The sequence below is a fragment of the Xanthomonas sp. NCPPB 3583 genome (assembly GCF_041475715.2).
GTDB lineage: Bacteria > Pseudomonadota > Gammaproteobacteria > Xanthomonadales > Xanthomonadaceae > Xanthomonas > Xanthomonas euvesicatoria.
Map to the genome: position 1 here is coordinate 556,870 of NZ_CM191263.1, position 12,879 is coordinate 569,748.

At 64.9% G+C, this 12,879-nt stretch carries 13 protein-coding genes and 2 tRNA genes; 9 read left to right on the forward strand and 6 right to left on the reverse strand.

Annotated features, from left to right (window positions below):
* Positions 1-31: 31 nt before the first annotated feature.
* The gene (trpC, locus tag ACCQ07_RS02435; RefSeq protein WP_170922806.1) at positions 32-907 is read left to right on the forward strand and encodes an indole-3-glycerol phosphate synthase TrpC; all 876 of its coding nucleotides are present in this window, start codon (positions 32-34) and stop codon (positions 905-907) included.
* Positions 900-1,616 (forward strand): haloacid dehalogenase-like hydrolase, encoded by a 717-nt coding sequence (locus ACCQ07_RS02440; protein WP_007967853.1) that lies wholly within the window; start codon positions 900-902, stop codon positions 1,614-1,616. The genes trpC and ACCQ07_RS02440 overlap by 8 nt, the downstream gene beginning before the upstream one ends.
* A 319-nt stretch (positions 1,617-1,935) precedes the next feature.
* On the opposite strand, the gene crp is transcribed toward ACCQ07_RS02440, so the two are convergent.
* On the reverse strand, positions 1,936-2,628 hold the full coding sequence (gene crp / locus ACCQ07_RS02445; RefSeq protein ID WP_005914205.1) for a cAMP-activated global transcriptional regulator CRP: 693 nt from the start codon (positions 2,626-2,628) through the stop codon (positions 1,936-1,938).
* Between the two features lie 137 nt (positions 2,629-2,765).
* On the opposite strand from crp, the gene speD reads away from it, so the two are divergent.
* Together speD and ACCQ07_RS02455 are read left to right on the forward strand one after the other, a co-directional pair.
* Complete coding sequence (speD, locus tag ACCQ07_RS02450) at positions 2,766-3,560, forward strand: adenosylmethionine decarboxylase (protein WP_007967854.1); 795 nt, start codon at positions 2,766-2,768, stop codon at positions 3,558-3,560.
* A 163-nt stretch (positions 3,561-3,723) separates the two neighbouring features.
* The gene (locus ACCQ07_RS02455; RefSeq protein ID WP_003483069.1) at positions 3,724-4,038 is read left to right on the forward strand and encodes a DMT family transporter; all 315 of its coding nucleotides are present in this window, start codon (positions 3,724-3,726) and stop codon (positions 4,036-4,038) included.
* 286 nt (positions 4,039-4,324) lie between these two features.
* Here ACCQ07_RS02455 and coq7 read toward each other — a convergent pair whose 3' ends face one another.
* The gene (gene coq7, locus ACCQ07_RS02460; RefSeq protein WP_109291331.1) at positions 4,325-4,978 is read right to left on the reverse strand and encodes a 2-polyprenyl-3-methyl-6-methoxy-1,4-benzoquinone monooxygenase; all 654 of its coding nucleotides are present in this window, start codon (positions 4,976-4,978) and stop codon (positions 4,325-4,327) included.
* Between the two features lie 182 nt (positions 4,979-5,160).
* On the opposite strand from coq7, the gene rplM reads away from it, so the two are divergent.
* Positions 5,161-5,589: a 50S ribosomal protein L13 gene (gene rplM / locus ACCQ07_RS02465; RefSeq protein WP_003483082.1), complete on the forward strand. Its 429-nt coding sequence runs from the start codon at positions 5,161-5,163 to the stop codon at positions 5,587-5,589.
* A 2-nt stretch (positions 5,590-5,591) separates the two neighbouring features.
* Positions 5,592-5,984, forward strand: a complete 393-nt coding sequence (gene rpsI / locus ACCQ07_RS02470; RefSeq protein WP_003483085.1) for a 30S ribosomal protein S9 — start codon at positions 5,592-5,594, stop codon at positions 5,982-5,984.
* Positions 5,985-6,207: 223 nt separating this feature from the next.
* On the opposite strand, the gene ACCQ07_RS02475 is transcribed toward rpsI, so the two are convergent.
* Together ACCQ07_RS02475 and ACCQ07_RS02480 are read right to left on the reverse strand one after the other, a co-directional pair.
* A tRNA-Gln gene (locus tag ACCQ07_RS02475) sits at positions 6,208-6,282 on the reverse strand.
* Between the two features lie 52 nt (positions 6,283-6,334).
* Positions 6,335-6,411 (reverse strand) — tRNA-Met (locus ACCQ07_RS02480).
* A gap of 118 nt (positions 6,412-6,529) precedes the next feature.
* Between ACCQ07_RS02480 and ACCQ07_RS02485 the strand changes: the two genes are divergently transcribed.
* The 3 genes from ACCQ07_RS02485 to bfr all read left to right on the forward strand — a co-directional run bounded on the left by ACCQ07_RS02485 (position 6,530) and on the right by bfr (position 8,228).
* Positions 6,530-7,147 carry an RNA pyrophosphohydrolase gene (locus ACCQ07_RS02485; RefSeq protein ID WP_011346181.1) on the forward strand — a complete coding sequence of 206 codons (618 nt, stop codon included), beginning with the start codon at positions 6,530-6,532 and terminating at the stop codon, positions 7,145-7,147.
* A gap of 80 nt (positions 7,148-7,227) precedes the next feature.
* Positions 7,228-7,437, forward strand: a complete 210-nt coding sequence (locus ACCQ07_RS02490) for a (2Fe-2S)-binding protein (protein ID WP_008575600.1) — start codon at positions 7,228-7,230, stop codon at positions 7,435-7,437.
* 320 nt (positions 7,438-7,757) lie between these two features.
* Entirely contained in the window at positions 7,758-8,228 is a 471-nt protein-coding gene (gene bfr, locus ACCQ07_RS02495; RefSeq protein WP_003483093.1) for a bacterioferritin, read from the forward strand.
* A gap of 363 nt (positions 8,229-8,591) precedes the next feature.
* On the opposite strand, the gene ACCQ07_RS02500 is transcribed toward bfr, so the two are convergent.
* Together ACCQ07_RS02500 and ACCQ07_RS02505 are read right to left on the reverse strand one after the other, a co-directional pair.
* Complete coding sequence (locus ACCQ07_RS02500; protein WP_372363750.1) at positions 8,592-10,862, reverse strand: ATP-binding protein; 2,271 nt, start codon at positions 10,860-10,862, stop codon at positions 8,592-8,594.
* Between the two features lie 39 nt (positions 10,863-10,901).
* Positions 10,902-12,878, reverse strand: a complete 1,977-nt coding sequence (locus tag ACCQ07_RS02505; RefSeq protein WP_164738659.1) for an EAL domain-containing protein — start codon at positions 12,876-12,878, stop codon at positions 10,902-10,904.
* Between the last annotated feature and the right edge of the window lies 1 nt (position 12,879).

Consider the following 12,879-nt stretch of genomic DNA (forward strand, 5'->3'; position numbering starts at 1 on the left):
CGCCCGCCAGCATCCTCACCGTGGCGCTGGCATGCTGCGTGCTTGCGCGCAGCCGCGCTCCAGTGCGCCCGTCTTGACCGATAATGCCCGCCCGCCAGGACCCGATACGATGAGCGACATCCTCAACACCATTCTTGCCCGCAAGGCCGACGAAGTCGCCGAGCGCAGTGCGCGCGTGCCGCTGGCCGAATTGATCGCGCGCAGCGCCGACCTACCGCTCACGCGCGGATTTGCAGCTGCCATGCAGGCCAGCATCGCCGCAGGCGACCCGGCCGTGATTGCCGAAGTGAAGAAGGCCAGCCCGTCCAAGGGTGTCATCCGGCCGGACTTCCAGCCGGCCGATATCGCGGTCAGCTATGAATTCGGTGGCGCGACGTGCCTGTCGGTGCTCACCGATGTGGATTTCTTCCAGGGATCGGATGCCTATCTACGCCAGGCGCGCGACGCCTGCACGCTGCCGGTGCTGCGCAAGGATTTCACCGTCGACCCGTATCAGGTCTACGAAGCCCGCGTGCTCGGCGCCGACTGCATCCTGCTGATCGTGTCCGCGCTGGAAGACGCCCAACTGGCCGATCTATCGGGCCTGGCCATGCAGCTGGGCCTGGACGTGCTGGTGGAAGTACACGACATCGACGAGCTCGAGCGTGCGGTGCAGGTGCCGGTGCCGTTGATCGGCATCAACAATCGCAACCTGCGCACCTTCGAAGTGACGCTGCAGACCACGTTGGACATGCGCGCGGCGGTGCCGCGCGATCGCGTGCTGGTCACCGAGAGCGGCATCGTCACCCAGGCCGATGTGCAACTGATGCGCAGTCACGATGTGAACGCGTTTCTGGTCGGCGAGACCTTCATGCGCGCGGCCGAACCCGGCGAGTCGCTGCGTCAGCTATTCTTCGCGCATGACTGAGTCGTATCCCGTTCCGCGCGAAGACGCACCGCTGGTGGTCTTCGACTTCGACCACACGTTGTACGACGGCGATTCCGGCAGTCATCTGTTTGCCTGGCTGATCAAGCGCAACCCGTTGCGCTTGCTGGTTGCGCTGTTGGCCTCGCCAATTCTCGGCCCGATGGTGGCGATGCTGCCAACCCGGCGGCGCGGCGTGTCCGGCTATGTGTGGATCGCCACGTTCGGCCTGCACCGCGCGCGCGAGTTCAACCGTTTCATCGACGCATACGTGCTTAAGCATGAAGCGCAGATCCGCCAGCGCCTGCTCCCGCATGCCTTGAAGGTCTTCACCCAGCACCGCGCCGCCGGCGACCGTGTGGTGGTCGCCACCGGCGCACCGCCGGAGTTGGCGCGCGCCATTCTCGGTTTCGTGGCCCACCAGGACGTGCCGGTCATCGGCAGCCTGGTCGGCCCGCGCCTGGGCGCAGTCACTGCGCGACGTCACTGCCATAACGAAGAAAAGATGCGCATGCTGCGCGAGCGCGGCTACGCCGATATCGCCATCGCCTACTCGGACAGCACCGCAGATCTGCCGCTCTTGAAGGCCGCGCGCGCGCCGGTGGTGGTCAATCCCAAGGCCAACCGCGAAGCGCTGTTCCGCCAGGTACTGCCGACAGGCACGCCCATCCTCAACTGGGGTTGCCGCGACCGCGGTGGCAAGGCGCTGTAAGCGAGCGCAACATTCAGGCAGCTAGGTCGTTTCGCGCGGAGCGCAACGATTGCGCAGTCCAGCTTGCGATGGCGCACTTGCACGCCGGGTCGCGCGGGCAAACGGATGCGACCTGCAGCGCAACGAATCTTCAGGATCGTGACGCAGTCGCGATGCAGAGCGTGCGGTTCGACGGCGCGAAGACTCTCTTATAAGAGGTATCGCGCAAAAGTGCCGCTGCAGAGGACATGAAGTGCCGATGTTGGCACCGTCGCAATCAATCCATCGGAGCCGAAACCGGCATGCAGCCAGTGCACAAGGCACTGGCTGCACAGCGCCGTCAGCGGGTGCCGTACAGCACGACGGTTTTGCCGCGTGCATGCAGCAGGCCGTCGGCCTGCAGCTTCTTGAGCACGCGGCCGGCCATTTCGCGCGAGCACCCGACCAGGCGTGCCAGCTCCTGGCGCGAGACACGCAGCTGGGTGCCCTGCGGGTGGCTCATCGCTTCCGGCTCCTTGGCCAGGTCGTGCAGCGTGCGCACGATGCGGTCGGTCACGTCGAGGAAGGCCAGGCGGCTGGCTTTCCTTGTGGTATCGAGCAGCCGTTTTGAAAGCTGAACACCGATCGCATACAGGATCTTCGGCGCATCCGGCGACAGGCTGGTCTGGAACAGCTGCTGCAGCCGCTCGTAGCTGATCTCGGCAAGCTCGCACTGGGTGCGGGTGCGCAGGATCACCTCACGGGTATCGGATTCAATGAATAACCCCATCTCGCCGACGAATTCGCCGCTGCCGAAGTAGCCCAGCACCAACTCACGGTCGTCATCTTCCTCGGCGATGATGCTCACCGAGCCGCTGATCACGTAGTAGAGGGTGCCGGCCGGGTCTCCTGGCCGGAAAACATCGGTCCGGGTCGGATAGCGCCTTCGGTGGCTGTGCGCCAGGAAACGCTCGATGGTGCCCGCGTCCAGCGCCAGGGAAGGGGTAGCGTTACGTACCGTCGTAGTGACAACCGTCGTATTTCCTGGGCTCATGGTAGTTCCGCGTGTGATTCCTGAAGCTTAACGGCATGAGTCATGCAAGGTAAACCACTCTTAACATCGGCATTTCGTTGCTGGGATCTTTGGCTCATAATTGACTCCTTTCCCGCTTTCCATAAGGACAGACCGACGTGGTCAAGCCGTTGCCTCGTCTGAGGCTACAGGGGTTCAACAACCTCACCAAGGCGTTGAGCTTCAACATCTACGACGTCTGTTATGCGCGTACCGAAGAGGAGCGTCAGCGCTACATCGAGTATATCGATGAGCAATACGACGCCGATCGTCTGACGCAGATCCTGACCGATGTGGCCGAGATCATTGGCGCCAACATCCTCAATATCGCACGTCAGGACTACGATCCGCAGGGCGCATCGGTGACGATCCTGATCTCCGAAGAACCGGTGATCGACAAGAAGCAGGCCGGCAAGGAGTTGATCTCCGATGCCGTGGTTGCTCATATGGATAAGAGTCATATCACTGTCCATACATATCCGGAAACGCACCCGCAGGAAGGCATCGCCACGTTCCGCGCCGACATCGACGTCGCGACCTGCGGCGTGATTTCGCCATTGAAGGCGCTCAACTACCTGATCGAGAGTCTGGAATCGGACATCGTGATCATGGATTACCGCGTGCGTGGCTTCACGCGCGATGTGAAGGGCAAGAAGCATTACATCGATCACAAGATCAACTCGATCCAGCAATTTCTCGCCAAGAACGTGAAGTCGCGCTACGAGATGTTCGACGTCAACGTCTACCAGGAAAATATCTTCCACACGAAGATGCACCTGAAGGACTTCGACCTGGATCAGTACCTGTTCGAAGAGCGCGCCAAGAACCTGTCGTTCAAGGAGCGCATGAAGATCGAAACGCTGCTCAAGCGCGAAATCGAAGAACTGTTTCACGGACGCAACCTGAGCGAATAAGCGCAGGCGCATCCTGTCGCGTGCTTGCTCGCAAGCGCGCAAACGCCACAAGGCGGGACGGCCCGCCACGCGACGACCTCGCGTTCCACAGCCGACGGCGGCCCAGTGTGCAGACACTGGGTCGCTTTTTTTTTTGTCCGTTTTTTCTGTGAGGAGTACTGCAATGCCCTGGATCTATCTGTTGCTGGCCGGCCTGTTCGAGATCGGCTTTGCCATGGGACTGAAATACAGCGACGGGTTCACTCGCCTGTGGCCGACCGTGCTGACAATCGGCCTTGCCGGCATCAGCCTGTGGTTTCTGACGCAGGCGCTGAAGACCATTCCGGTGGGCACCGGCTATGCGATCTGGACCGGCATCGGCGCCCTGGGCGTGACCATTGCCGGTATCGCGCTATTTGGCGATAGCGCCTCGTGGTCGCGATTGGCATGCATCGGTCTGATCGTGGCCGGCGTGATCGGGCTGAAGCTGGTCGGGTAGTCAGTCCTCCAGCGTTTGCTGCGCAAACCCTGGGCTCCGACTTGGAGGCTGCCTATCCCCGCGCATTCGGCCGTAGCTGCACGCGCAATGCGGGCACAGCCCCAAGTTTGCGGCGCAAACCTTGGGACCCCGACTCAGAGGTTGCCTATCCCACGCCTTAGGCGCGCCCCCCTCAACAAGGGGGGCTGTGCTTCAGTGGTGTGCCGGCCAGCGGTTGATCGCCGTGTTGGGTGTACTTAGGTACGGGCTAGATTCTGGTTGCCAGTCCCCAATTCCCAATTCCCAACTAGAGGCGGTAAGCAACCGCCTTCATCAGCTTGGAGGCCAGGGCCATCGCGCTGGGGATCGGAGCCGGGAGCGGGCGGGCGCCAGCCTGCTCGGCCTGGTCGGCATGGCGGGCCTCGTCGATCTTCATCACGCGCAGGATGGCGCGGCTGCGTTGGTCGTTCTGGGGCAGGGTTTCCAGATGCTCGTCCAGGTGCGCTTCGACTTGGCGTTCGGTTTCGACCACGAATCCCAGGCTCCAGTCGTCGCCGCGCAGCCCGGCCAGCGCGCCGAGCGCGTAGCTGCCGGCGTACCACACGGGGTTGAACAGGCTGGGGCGGCTGTCCAGCTCGTGCAGGCGGTCGGCGCACCAGGCCAGGTGATCCGTTTCTTCCTGGGCAGCTTCCAGCAGGTGGTGCTGGGTGTGTGCGTCGCGGGCGACGGCGGCCTGGCCGAAATACAGGCCCTGCGCGCACACCTCGCCAACATGGTTGATGCGCATCAGGCCGGCCGCATGACGACGCTGCTCCGGGTCCAGGACGACGTCGGGCGTGTCGGCGGCGGGATTGGGACGCTCGGCCGGCGGATTGCCGAAGACGGTGTCCAGCGCGCGCTGGGCTTCGACCAGCAGCCGGTCGAGCGGGCTATGCAGGCGGGTGGGGGAGATCTGGGTCATACGGCGATTCTGGCCCCGCTCCGCCGTGCTGCCAACCGCCATGGCGCGGTTGTTGCTGCAACTTGCGCCGCCGCCGAACGTCCCGTACAATCCCGCCTCTTCTGTTTCGCCTTCACAACGCGTGGCAAAGTTCCAGTGGTCATCGGCCGCTGCAATCCGCCCGACCACTCAAGAGTTTTCTCATGACTACGTTCACCGCCAAGTCCGAGACCGTCCAGCGCGACTGGTATCTCGTTGACGCCGCCGGCAAGACGCTCGGCCGTCTGTCCACCGAACTGGCCCGCCGCCTGCGCGGCAAGCACAAGCCGGTTTATACCCCTCACGTCGATACTGGCGATTACCTGGTGGTGATCAACGCCGAGAAGATCGTCGTCACGGGCAACAAGCTGAAAGACAAGAAGTATCACCGCTTCACCGGCTACATCGGTAACTTGAAGACCGAGAGCCTGGAGCAGGCGCTGCAGCGCCACCCGGAGCGCGTGATCGAAATCGCCGTCAAGGGCATGCTGCCGAAGGGCCCACTGGGCCGCACCATGTACCGCAAGCTCAAGGTCTATTCGGGTGCCGAGCATCCGCACGCCGCCCAGCAGCCGCAAGTTCTGGATATCTAATCATGGCTATCACGCAAAACTACGGCACTGGCCGCCGCAAGTCCTCCACCGCTCGCGTGTTCCTGCGCAAGGGCACCGGCAACATCACCGTCAACGATCGTCCGCTGGACGAATTCTTTGGTCGTGAGACTGCGCGCATGATCGTGCGCCAGCCGCTGGAACTGACCAAGAACACCGAAAGCTTCGACATCATGGTCACCGCCTCCGGCGGCGGCACCACCGGCCAGGCCGGTGCGATCCGTCTGGGCATCGCCCGTGCGCTGGTCGAGTACGACGAAACCCTGAAGTCCGAGCTGCGCAAGGCTGGCTTCATGACCCGCGACGCTCGCGAAGTCGAGCGCAAGAAGGTCGGTCTGCACAAGGCCCGTCGCGCCACCCAGTTCTCCAAGCGCTGATCCAAGGCGTTTGGTGCATCCCGGTTCGCCGGATGCCTGCTTCAAGAGCCCGGCCATGCCGGGCTTTTGTCGTTTTGGGTCCTGGTGTGTGCCCTGTACGAGCGCGTGGCCAGGATCGCCCTGGAGGCCGAACGCGATATGCATGAACGCAGATGCGCCATGCGTCGCCGCCGGACGCCGGGCAACAAAAAAGGCCCGATCTTTCGATCGGACCTTTTGAGTTTGGCTGCCCCGGATGGATTCGAACCACCGAATGCCTGAGTCAGAGTCAGGTGCCTTACCGCTTGGCGACGGGGCAATAAAACGTGTTGGCCCAAGATTATTGCATGCCGGTGAGGGCGTGAACACCTTGGTGGCTATGGGTGGACTCGAACCACCGACCCCAGCATTATGAGTGCTGTGCTCTAACCGGCTGAGCTACATAGCCTAGGGAGCCGGCAATTCTCACGATGCGTCGTGCTGTTGTCAAGCATTTCGTTTTCAGCTTGTGAGCCGGGCGTCGCCGTGGCAGAGTCGGTGGCAGTAGATTTTCAGGAGTCCGCATCGTGATCGATCCGGACGGTTTCCGGCCAAACGTCGGCATTGTGCTGATGCGGCAGGACGGTCAGGTATTCTGGGCACGACGCGTGCGCAGGGACGGCTGGCAGTTCCCGCAGGGTGGCATGAACACCGATGAGACACCCGTTGAAGCCATGTACCGCGAGTTGCGCGAAGAAACCGGGTTGTTGCCCGAGCATGTGGAATTGCTCGGCGCCACGCCTGGCTGGCTACGCTATCGGCTGCCCAGCAGGGCAGTGCGCCGCAATGAGCGGCAGGTGTGTATCGGGCAGAAGCAGGTCTGGTTCCTGCTGCAGTTCACCGGCGATGAATCCCATCTCAAGCTCGACCATACCGACACCCCGGAGTTCGACCACTGGCGCTGGGTGGATTTCTGGTATCCGGTCGAGCACGTGGTGATGTTCAAGCGCGGCGTCTATGCGCGCGCGCTGCGTCATCTGGCGCCGCTTGCGCAAAGCCTGGCCGGCCCGGCGGCAGTCGGTGCGATGCCCCAACGTGCGCTGGAGGCGTGGCTGCCGGGCAGCAGCGCGGCGGGGCACGACAGCCCACGCAAGCGGCCGCGCAAGCGCAGCGGGGCTCGCGCGATGCGGATTAATAATGATTAACGGATGGAATTGACACCTATTCTCGTTTGCGGTGCAATCAGCGCCGGTCCTTTCCGGATCGCCAACACCCGACCGATACTGTGTACGTCTGCATCTGTAATGGGGTCACCGACCACCAGATCCGCGAAGCGGCCGAGAATGGCTGCGCCAGCCTTGCCGAACTGACCATGCGTACCGGCTGTGGCTCCAATTGCGGCTCATGCCTGGAGATGGCGGGTGATCTGTTGAACCAGGCACATGCCACTCGCGCATTGCCGTTGCCGCTCCTGGGGCTGGCCAGCGCCGCCTGAGGCAGGTGCTCGGGGCCGAGTCCCGACGATGGCTGTTCCGGGATTCCCACGCGGTACCTGATGCCAGATGCATCCGGCCCGGGCCGCGAATGCCAGTTCCATTCCTGCCTCGCCGGCGCCACCTGCGGCGAAGTGGTCGCCCGTTGATAGCCAGCACAAGACTGCGGCGGTTCCACGCCTGATCCGCGATTTCAGCTGGCAGCTGCCAGGCAACTGGCAGCTGCCCGCGGCGCGTCCCGCAACTGATCACGATTCGCGTTCCTTCATGTGCCGCGCCAACGCGCTAGAGTGCGGCCGGCTCACTGTCTCGGAGACATCGCATGAAGGGCGATACCAAGGTCATCGAGTACCTCAACAAGGTGCTCTACAACGAACTCACTGCGATCAACCAGTACTTCCTGCACGCCAAGATGCTGAAGAACTGGGGCCTGAAAGAACTGGCCGAGCATGAGTACAAGGAATCCATCGACGAGATGAAGCATGCGGACAAGCTGTCCGACCGCATTCTGTTTCTCGAAGGACTGCCCAATTTCCAGGCCTTGGGCAAGCTGCGCATCGGCGAGAACCCGACCGAGATGTTCCGCTGCGATCTGACCCTGGAGCGCGAGGCGGTTGTCGTGCTGCGCGAGGCGGTGGCGTATGCGGAGACCGTCAAGGACTACGTGAGCCGCCAGTTGCTGGTGGACATCCTGGAGTCCGAAGAAGAGCACATCGACTGGCTGGAAACCCAGCTGGACCTGGTGGCGCGCATCGGCGAGCCGAATTACCTGTTGACCAAGCTGGACGACTGAACGCGCATGGTCAGGGCTGTCTTGTTTGGCCCTGAATTTGCGGATGCGCGGTACTGCTGCCGGTCGGGGTTCTCAGCGATTGTTCGCTGATGATTTGCTTCTACAGATTCTGTTGCCGGGTGAGAGTGCGCGGCTTCGTCCTTACCCTCGCCCCAACCCCTCTCCCGCAGGAGAGGGGCTCTGGTGTCCTTTCGGAACCAGGATCCCGGGCCGCTCACCGCGCTGTCAGGGCAGCGGCCGAATAACGTTCGTGGTTAGGGCGGCTCTACCCGAGCGTGTTCGCGGCCGGGATGGCATCCCTCAGCAGTTCGATGCAGGTGGCGGCGCCAGGCGTCTGCTGCTGCTTCGACAGCGCTGATGCGACTACGGATTTGTGGTGCTGGCGGCGGCTTGCAGGCGGGCGACCTGGCCTAGCAGCGCCAGGCGGGCGCGGGCGTATTCGGCGATGACCAGGGCGACCATGACCGAGGGGCGTTCGATGGTGCCGGTGCGGGCGGCCAGTTCGATGCGTCGGGCCGCGTTGGACACCGCCTGCGCACCGACGTTGGCGCTGGAGGACTTGAGGGTGTGGGCGAGGTCGCGAAGCTGCATGCTGTCGCGGTTGGCGGCGGCCGCTTCCAGTTGCTCGATGATCAGCGGTGCGTCTTCCAGGAACAGCTGCAGGATGGTGATGGTGTCCGCGCCGGCCACTTCGTACAGCTCGTCGATCACGCTGTTGTCCAGGATCGGCAGTGCGCGTGCCTGGGCAGCGGCGCTGGCGCTTTCGGGGTCGTGGGTCGCCTGGCCGGCGCTGCTTGGGCCGGGCAGCAGCGCCTGACGCGGCAGCCAGCGCTGCAGACAGGCGTCGAGCTGTTCGCGTGCGACCGGCTTGGACAGATAGTCGTCCATGCCGGCGGCCAGGCAGCGTTCGCGATCGCCGGCCATGGCGTTGGCGGTCATGGCCACGATCGGAATCGGGCGGCCGCCGCTCTCGGTTTCCATCGCGCGCCAGCGGCGGGTGGCGGCATAGCCATCCAGCACCGGCATCTGGCAATCCATGAAGACCATGTCGTAGCGGGTGGATTCCATGCTGGCCAGTGCGGCTTCACCGTCGGTGGCGGTGTCGGCCTCGAAGCCAAGCACGGCCAGCAGCTTCTGCGCGACCAGCAGGTTCACCGGGTTGTCTTCGACCAGCAGGATGCGCACCTCGCGCGCATTGGCCATCGGCGGCGGCAATGGCTCGGGGATCATCGCCGAGGCCAGCGTGGTGACGTGGGCGGGCTTGGGCTCGGGCGGCAGCACCAGGGCGCGCAGGGTTTCGTCCGGGCTCTGTCGCGGCACCAGGGTGGCGTGATCCTGCAGTTCGGCCGGCACCGGTTCTTCGCCGTACAGCCAGATCAGCCGCGCGCTGTTGGCGTTTTCCGGGCGGGCGAGCGCGCGGTGCACCGCGCGCGCGCTGTAGCGCAACGTGTCGTGGTCGGCGATGACGCAACGGAAGCCCTCGCTGTCGTTGTGCCGGCGCACGCGTTCGAGCGCTTCCTGGGTGGTTTCCATGAGCACGTGCGACACCCCCCAGCTGTCGAGCAGGCGCTTGAGGCGTTGCGACAGGCGCGCGTCGGAGCTGATCACCATCACCCGTGCGGCATCGGCGTCGGTGGCCTGCTGGAGATCGCCGATGACCTTGAGCAGCGGGATTTCGAACCAGAAGGTGGAGCCGCGCCCGGGTTCGGATTCCACCCCGATGCGGCCGCCCATCAGGTCGATGATGCGCTTGCAGATCGCCAGCCCCAGGCCGGTGCCGCCGTACAGCCGCGTGGTGGAGGCATCGGCTTGTGCGAAGGAGCGGAACAGGCGTGCCTGCTGGTCCGGGGCGATGCCGATGCCGGTGTCGCGCACCTGGAAGCGCAGCAGGTGCTGGGCGCGCGTTTCGCCCAGGCGGCGCAGCTGGATGTCGACGCTGCCGCGTTCGGTGAACTTGATGGCGTTGCCGATCAGGTTGCCCAGCACCTGGCGCAGGCGGATCGGGTCGCCGCGCACCAGCAGCCGTACCGACGGTTCGATATCCAGGCTCAGGCGCAGTTGGCGGCCTTCGGCGGTGCGCTGCAGCAACTGGATGACGCCGTCGAGCAGCTCGCGCAGGTTGAAGGTGGTGATTTCCAGTTCGAGCTTGTTGGCTTCGAGCTTGGAGTAATCGAGGATGTCGTCGACGATGCGCAGCAGCTGCAGCGAGCTGCCGGTGGCGGTCTGCAGCATGTCGCGCTGGTCAACGCTGAGCTGGCCGCTGGAGATCAGCTCCAGCATCGGAATGATGCCGTTGAGCGGGGTGCGGATCTCGTGGCTCATGGTGGCCAGGAATTCGCCCTTGGCCAGGGTGGCGGCCTCGGCGGCCTGCTTGGCGCGCAACAGTTCCTGTTCGAGTTCGCCGTGGCGCCGCAGTTCCTGCTGCAAGCGTTCGCGGGCCAAGTCGGCCTCTTCCAGGCGCTGTGCCAACGCATGCTGCGCCTGGGCAGCCCGGTGGGCCGCAAGTGCGGCGCACAGCCCGCAGACCACCGCCAGTACTGCCGACACCGCGCTGACGGCGCGCCAGGGGCCTTGCAGCGACGACCATTGCAGGCCTGCGCCGAGTGCGGCCGCCAGCGCGGCCAGCACTGCCAAGATGCTCCAGGCGCGAAGACCTGCTGCCCGCTCTCTCACTCAGAGCACCGCGCTCGTGAAGTCGAAGTCCAGTTCCTTGCCGACCGTCTGCACCAGGTTGCCCTGGATGAAATCCACGCCGCTCATCCACATCGCAGCCGCGGCCTGCGGGTCTTCGATGCGTTGGCCGATGATCAGCAGGCCGCGCTGGTGGGCGATGTCGATGACGCCGCGCAGTTCGTCGCGCACCGCCGCGTTGCCGTGCGCATCGGCGAAGCGGTTGGCCATGCGCACGAAGCTCAGCGGCAGCTGGGCCAGCAGTGCGTTGGCTTCGTCGCCGGGTTCGAACTGGCTGAGGCAGAACTGCACGCCGGCCGGCATCAACTTGGCGCAGAACTGCTGCACGGTGACGGCATGGATCAATGCATCGTCCAGGCGCAGATCCACGATCAGCGACTGGCCGGCCACGCCACGTTCGACCAGCGCCTTGAGCAGCCAGTCGGCGAAGGCGTCGCGGGCCAGCGTGCGCGGCGATTGCGAGACGAACAGGCGCAGCGGCGGGCTGGCGTGCTGGTACAGGTGCAGCAGGCCCAGCGCGTGGTCCATGACCTGCTGGTCCAGATCGGCGATGCGCCCGGCCGCTTCTGCGGCAGGAATGACCTGGCCTGCCGAGAGCAAGGTGCCATCGGCCTGGCGCAGCCGCAGCAGCACCTGGTACTGCGCGGTGTCGCCGCCGGCCACGGCCACGATCGGCTGATAGGCCAGTTCGAGCTGGCCTTCGACCAGCCGCAGTTGTTCCTGCTGTTCGGCCTGGCTGGGCGCCAGGTAGGTCTGCACGCCGTCGCTGCGCAGGCGTGCCTGCAGCGCGGTGCGTTCGACCGCTTCCAGCGCGCTGCCGGTGTCGTCGAAGCCCTCGCCCAGCGGTGCCACGCCGATGGCGCAGCGCACGTGCACGGATTCTTCTTCGCGCACCGGGAAGGCGTTGGCAGACAGCCGCTGGCGGATCTCCAATGCCTGCTGTTCCAGGCTGGCTTCGGGCATGTCGACGGCCAGCAGCAGGAAGCTGTTGTCGTTCAGGCGCGCCAGCGGGTAGGGCTGGGCGGCGCTGGCCAGGCGGTGCCCGGCCTGGGTCATCAGGCGCTCGTAGGCGGCATAGCCGTAGCGCTCGCGCAGGCCGAGCGCGCTGGCGATCTCGATGAAGAACAGGCCGCCGGACTGCTTGCGCTCCAGCGCATCGGCGAGCAGGTCCATCACGTGGCCGCGGGTGGGCAGACCGGTTTCCGGATTGCTGCGCGCGCTGACCTGTTCGCCGGCTTGCTGCAGCGCCTGTTGGCGTGCGCGCCGGATGCGGTTGGACACCGCAGCGATCAGATGGCGCGGGCGGATCGGCTTGGTGAGGAAGTCGTCGGCGCCGCTGTCGAGCACTTCGAACTGGCGCTCCGGGTCCGGGTCGCCGGTCAGGAACACGATCGGCAGCAACTGCTGACCGGGCTGCTGGCGGATCAGCGTGGTCAGGCGGATGCCGTCCAGCTCGGGCATGTGCAGATCCATCAGGATCAGATCCGGGTGATAGTCCTGGATCGCCTGCGGCACGCTGGCGGCGGTCATTTCGACCTGCGCATGCATGCCGGCGCCATGCAGCACGCTCTGCGCAAACAAGGCCTGCGAGCGGTCGTCCTCGACGATGAGGACGCGGTACGGCGCATCGGCGGCGACATTGTCCTCGCCGTCGTGCGGCGCGGTGGCCGCTGCCGATGTGGGTAACGCCGTGGGCGCCGATGCTGCGGCAGCACGCGCGCTGCCGCTGGCCGCCGACGCGCGCGGCGCCGACACGGCCGCGGCCGGGCTGGGCACCGCTGCAGCGGCAGGCGCAGGAATGATCGCCGCGCTCACCGGCACAGCGGTGTCGACCGGCGACGCAACCTCATCGGCCCAGCGACGCCAGTGGTCGGCCGGCGGCGTCTCGGCGCGAAGTGGACGATTACGCGTGGCGGTGTCGTCACGTGTGGTGGAAGAAACCGGATCTCGGGCGGCCATC

Excerpts from the sequence above, each read along its gene's own strand:
- trpC (WP_170922806.1), top strand. The coding sequence starts at position 32 with ATGCTGCGTGCTTGCGCGCAGCCGCGCTCCAGTGCGCCCGTCTTGACC.
- ACCQ07_RS02440 (WP_007967853.1), top strand. The coding sequence starts at position 900 with ATGACTGAGTCGTATCCCGTTCCGCGCGAAGACGCACCGCTGGTGGTC.
- crp (WP_005914205.1), bottom strand. The coding sequence starts at position 2,628 with ATGAGCCCAGGAAATACGACGGTTGTCACTACGACGGTACGTAACGCT.
- ACCQ07_RS02455 (WP_003483069.1), top strand. The coding sequence starts at position 3,724 with ATGCCCTGGATCTATCTGTTGCTGGCCGGCCTGTTCGAGATCGGCTTT.
- coq7 (WP_109291331.1), bottom strand. The coding sequence starts at position 4,978 with ATGACCCAGATCTCCCCCACCCGCCTGCATAGCCCGCTCGACCGGCTG.
- rplM (WP_003483082.1), top strand. The coding sequence starts at position 5,161 with ATGACTACGTTCACCGCCAAGTCCGAGACCGTCCAGCGCGACTGGTAT.
- rpsI (WP_003483085.1), top strand. The coding sequence starts at position 5,592 with ATGGCTATCACGCAAAACTACGGCACTGGCCGCCGCAAGTCCTCCACC.
- bfr (WP_003483093.1), top strand. The coding sequence starts at position 7,758 with ATGAAGGGCGATACCAAGGTCATCGAGTACCTCAACAAGGTGCTCTAC.
- ACCQ07_RS02505 (WP_164738659.1), bottom strand. The coding sequence starts at position 12,878 with ATGGCCGCCCGAGATCCGGTTTCTTCCACCACACGTGACGACACCGCC.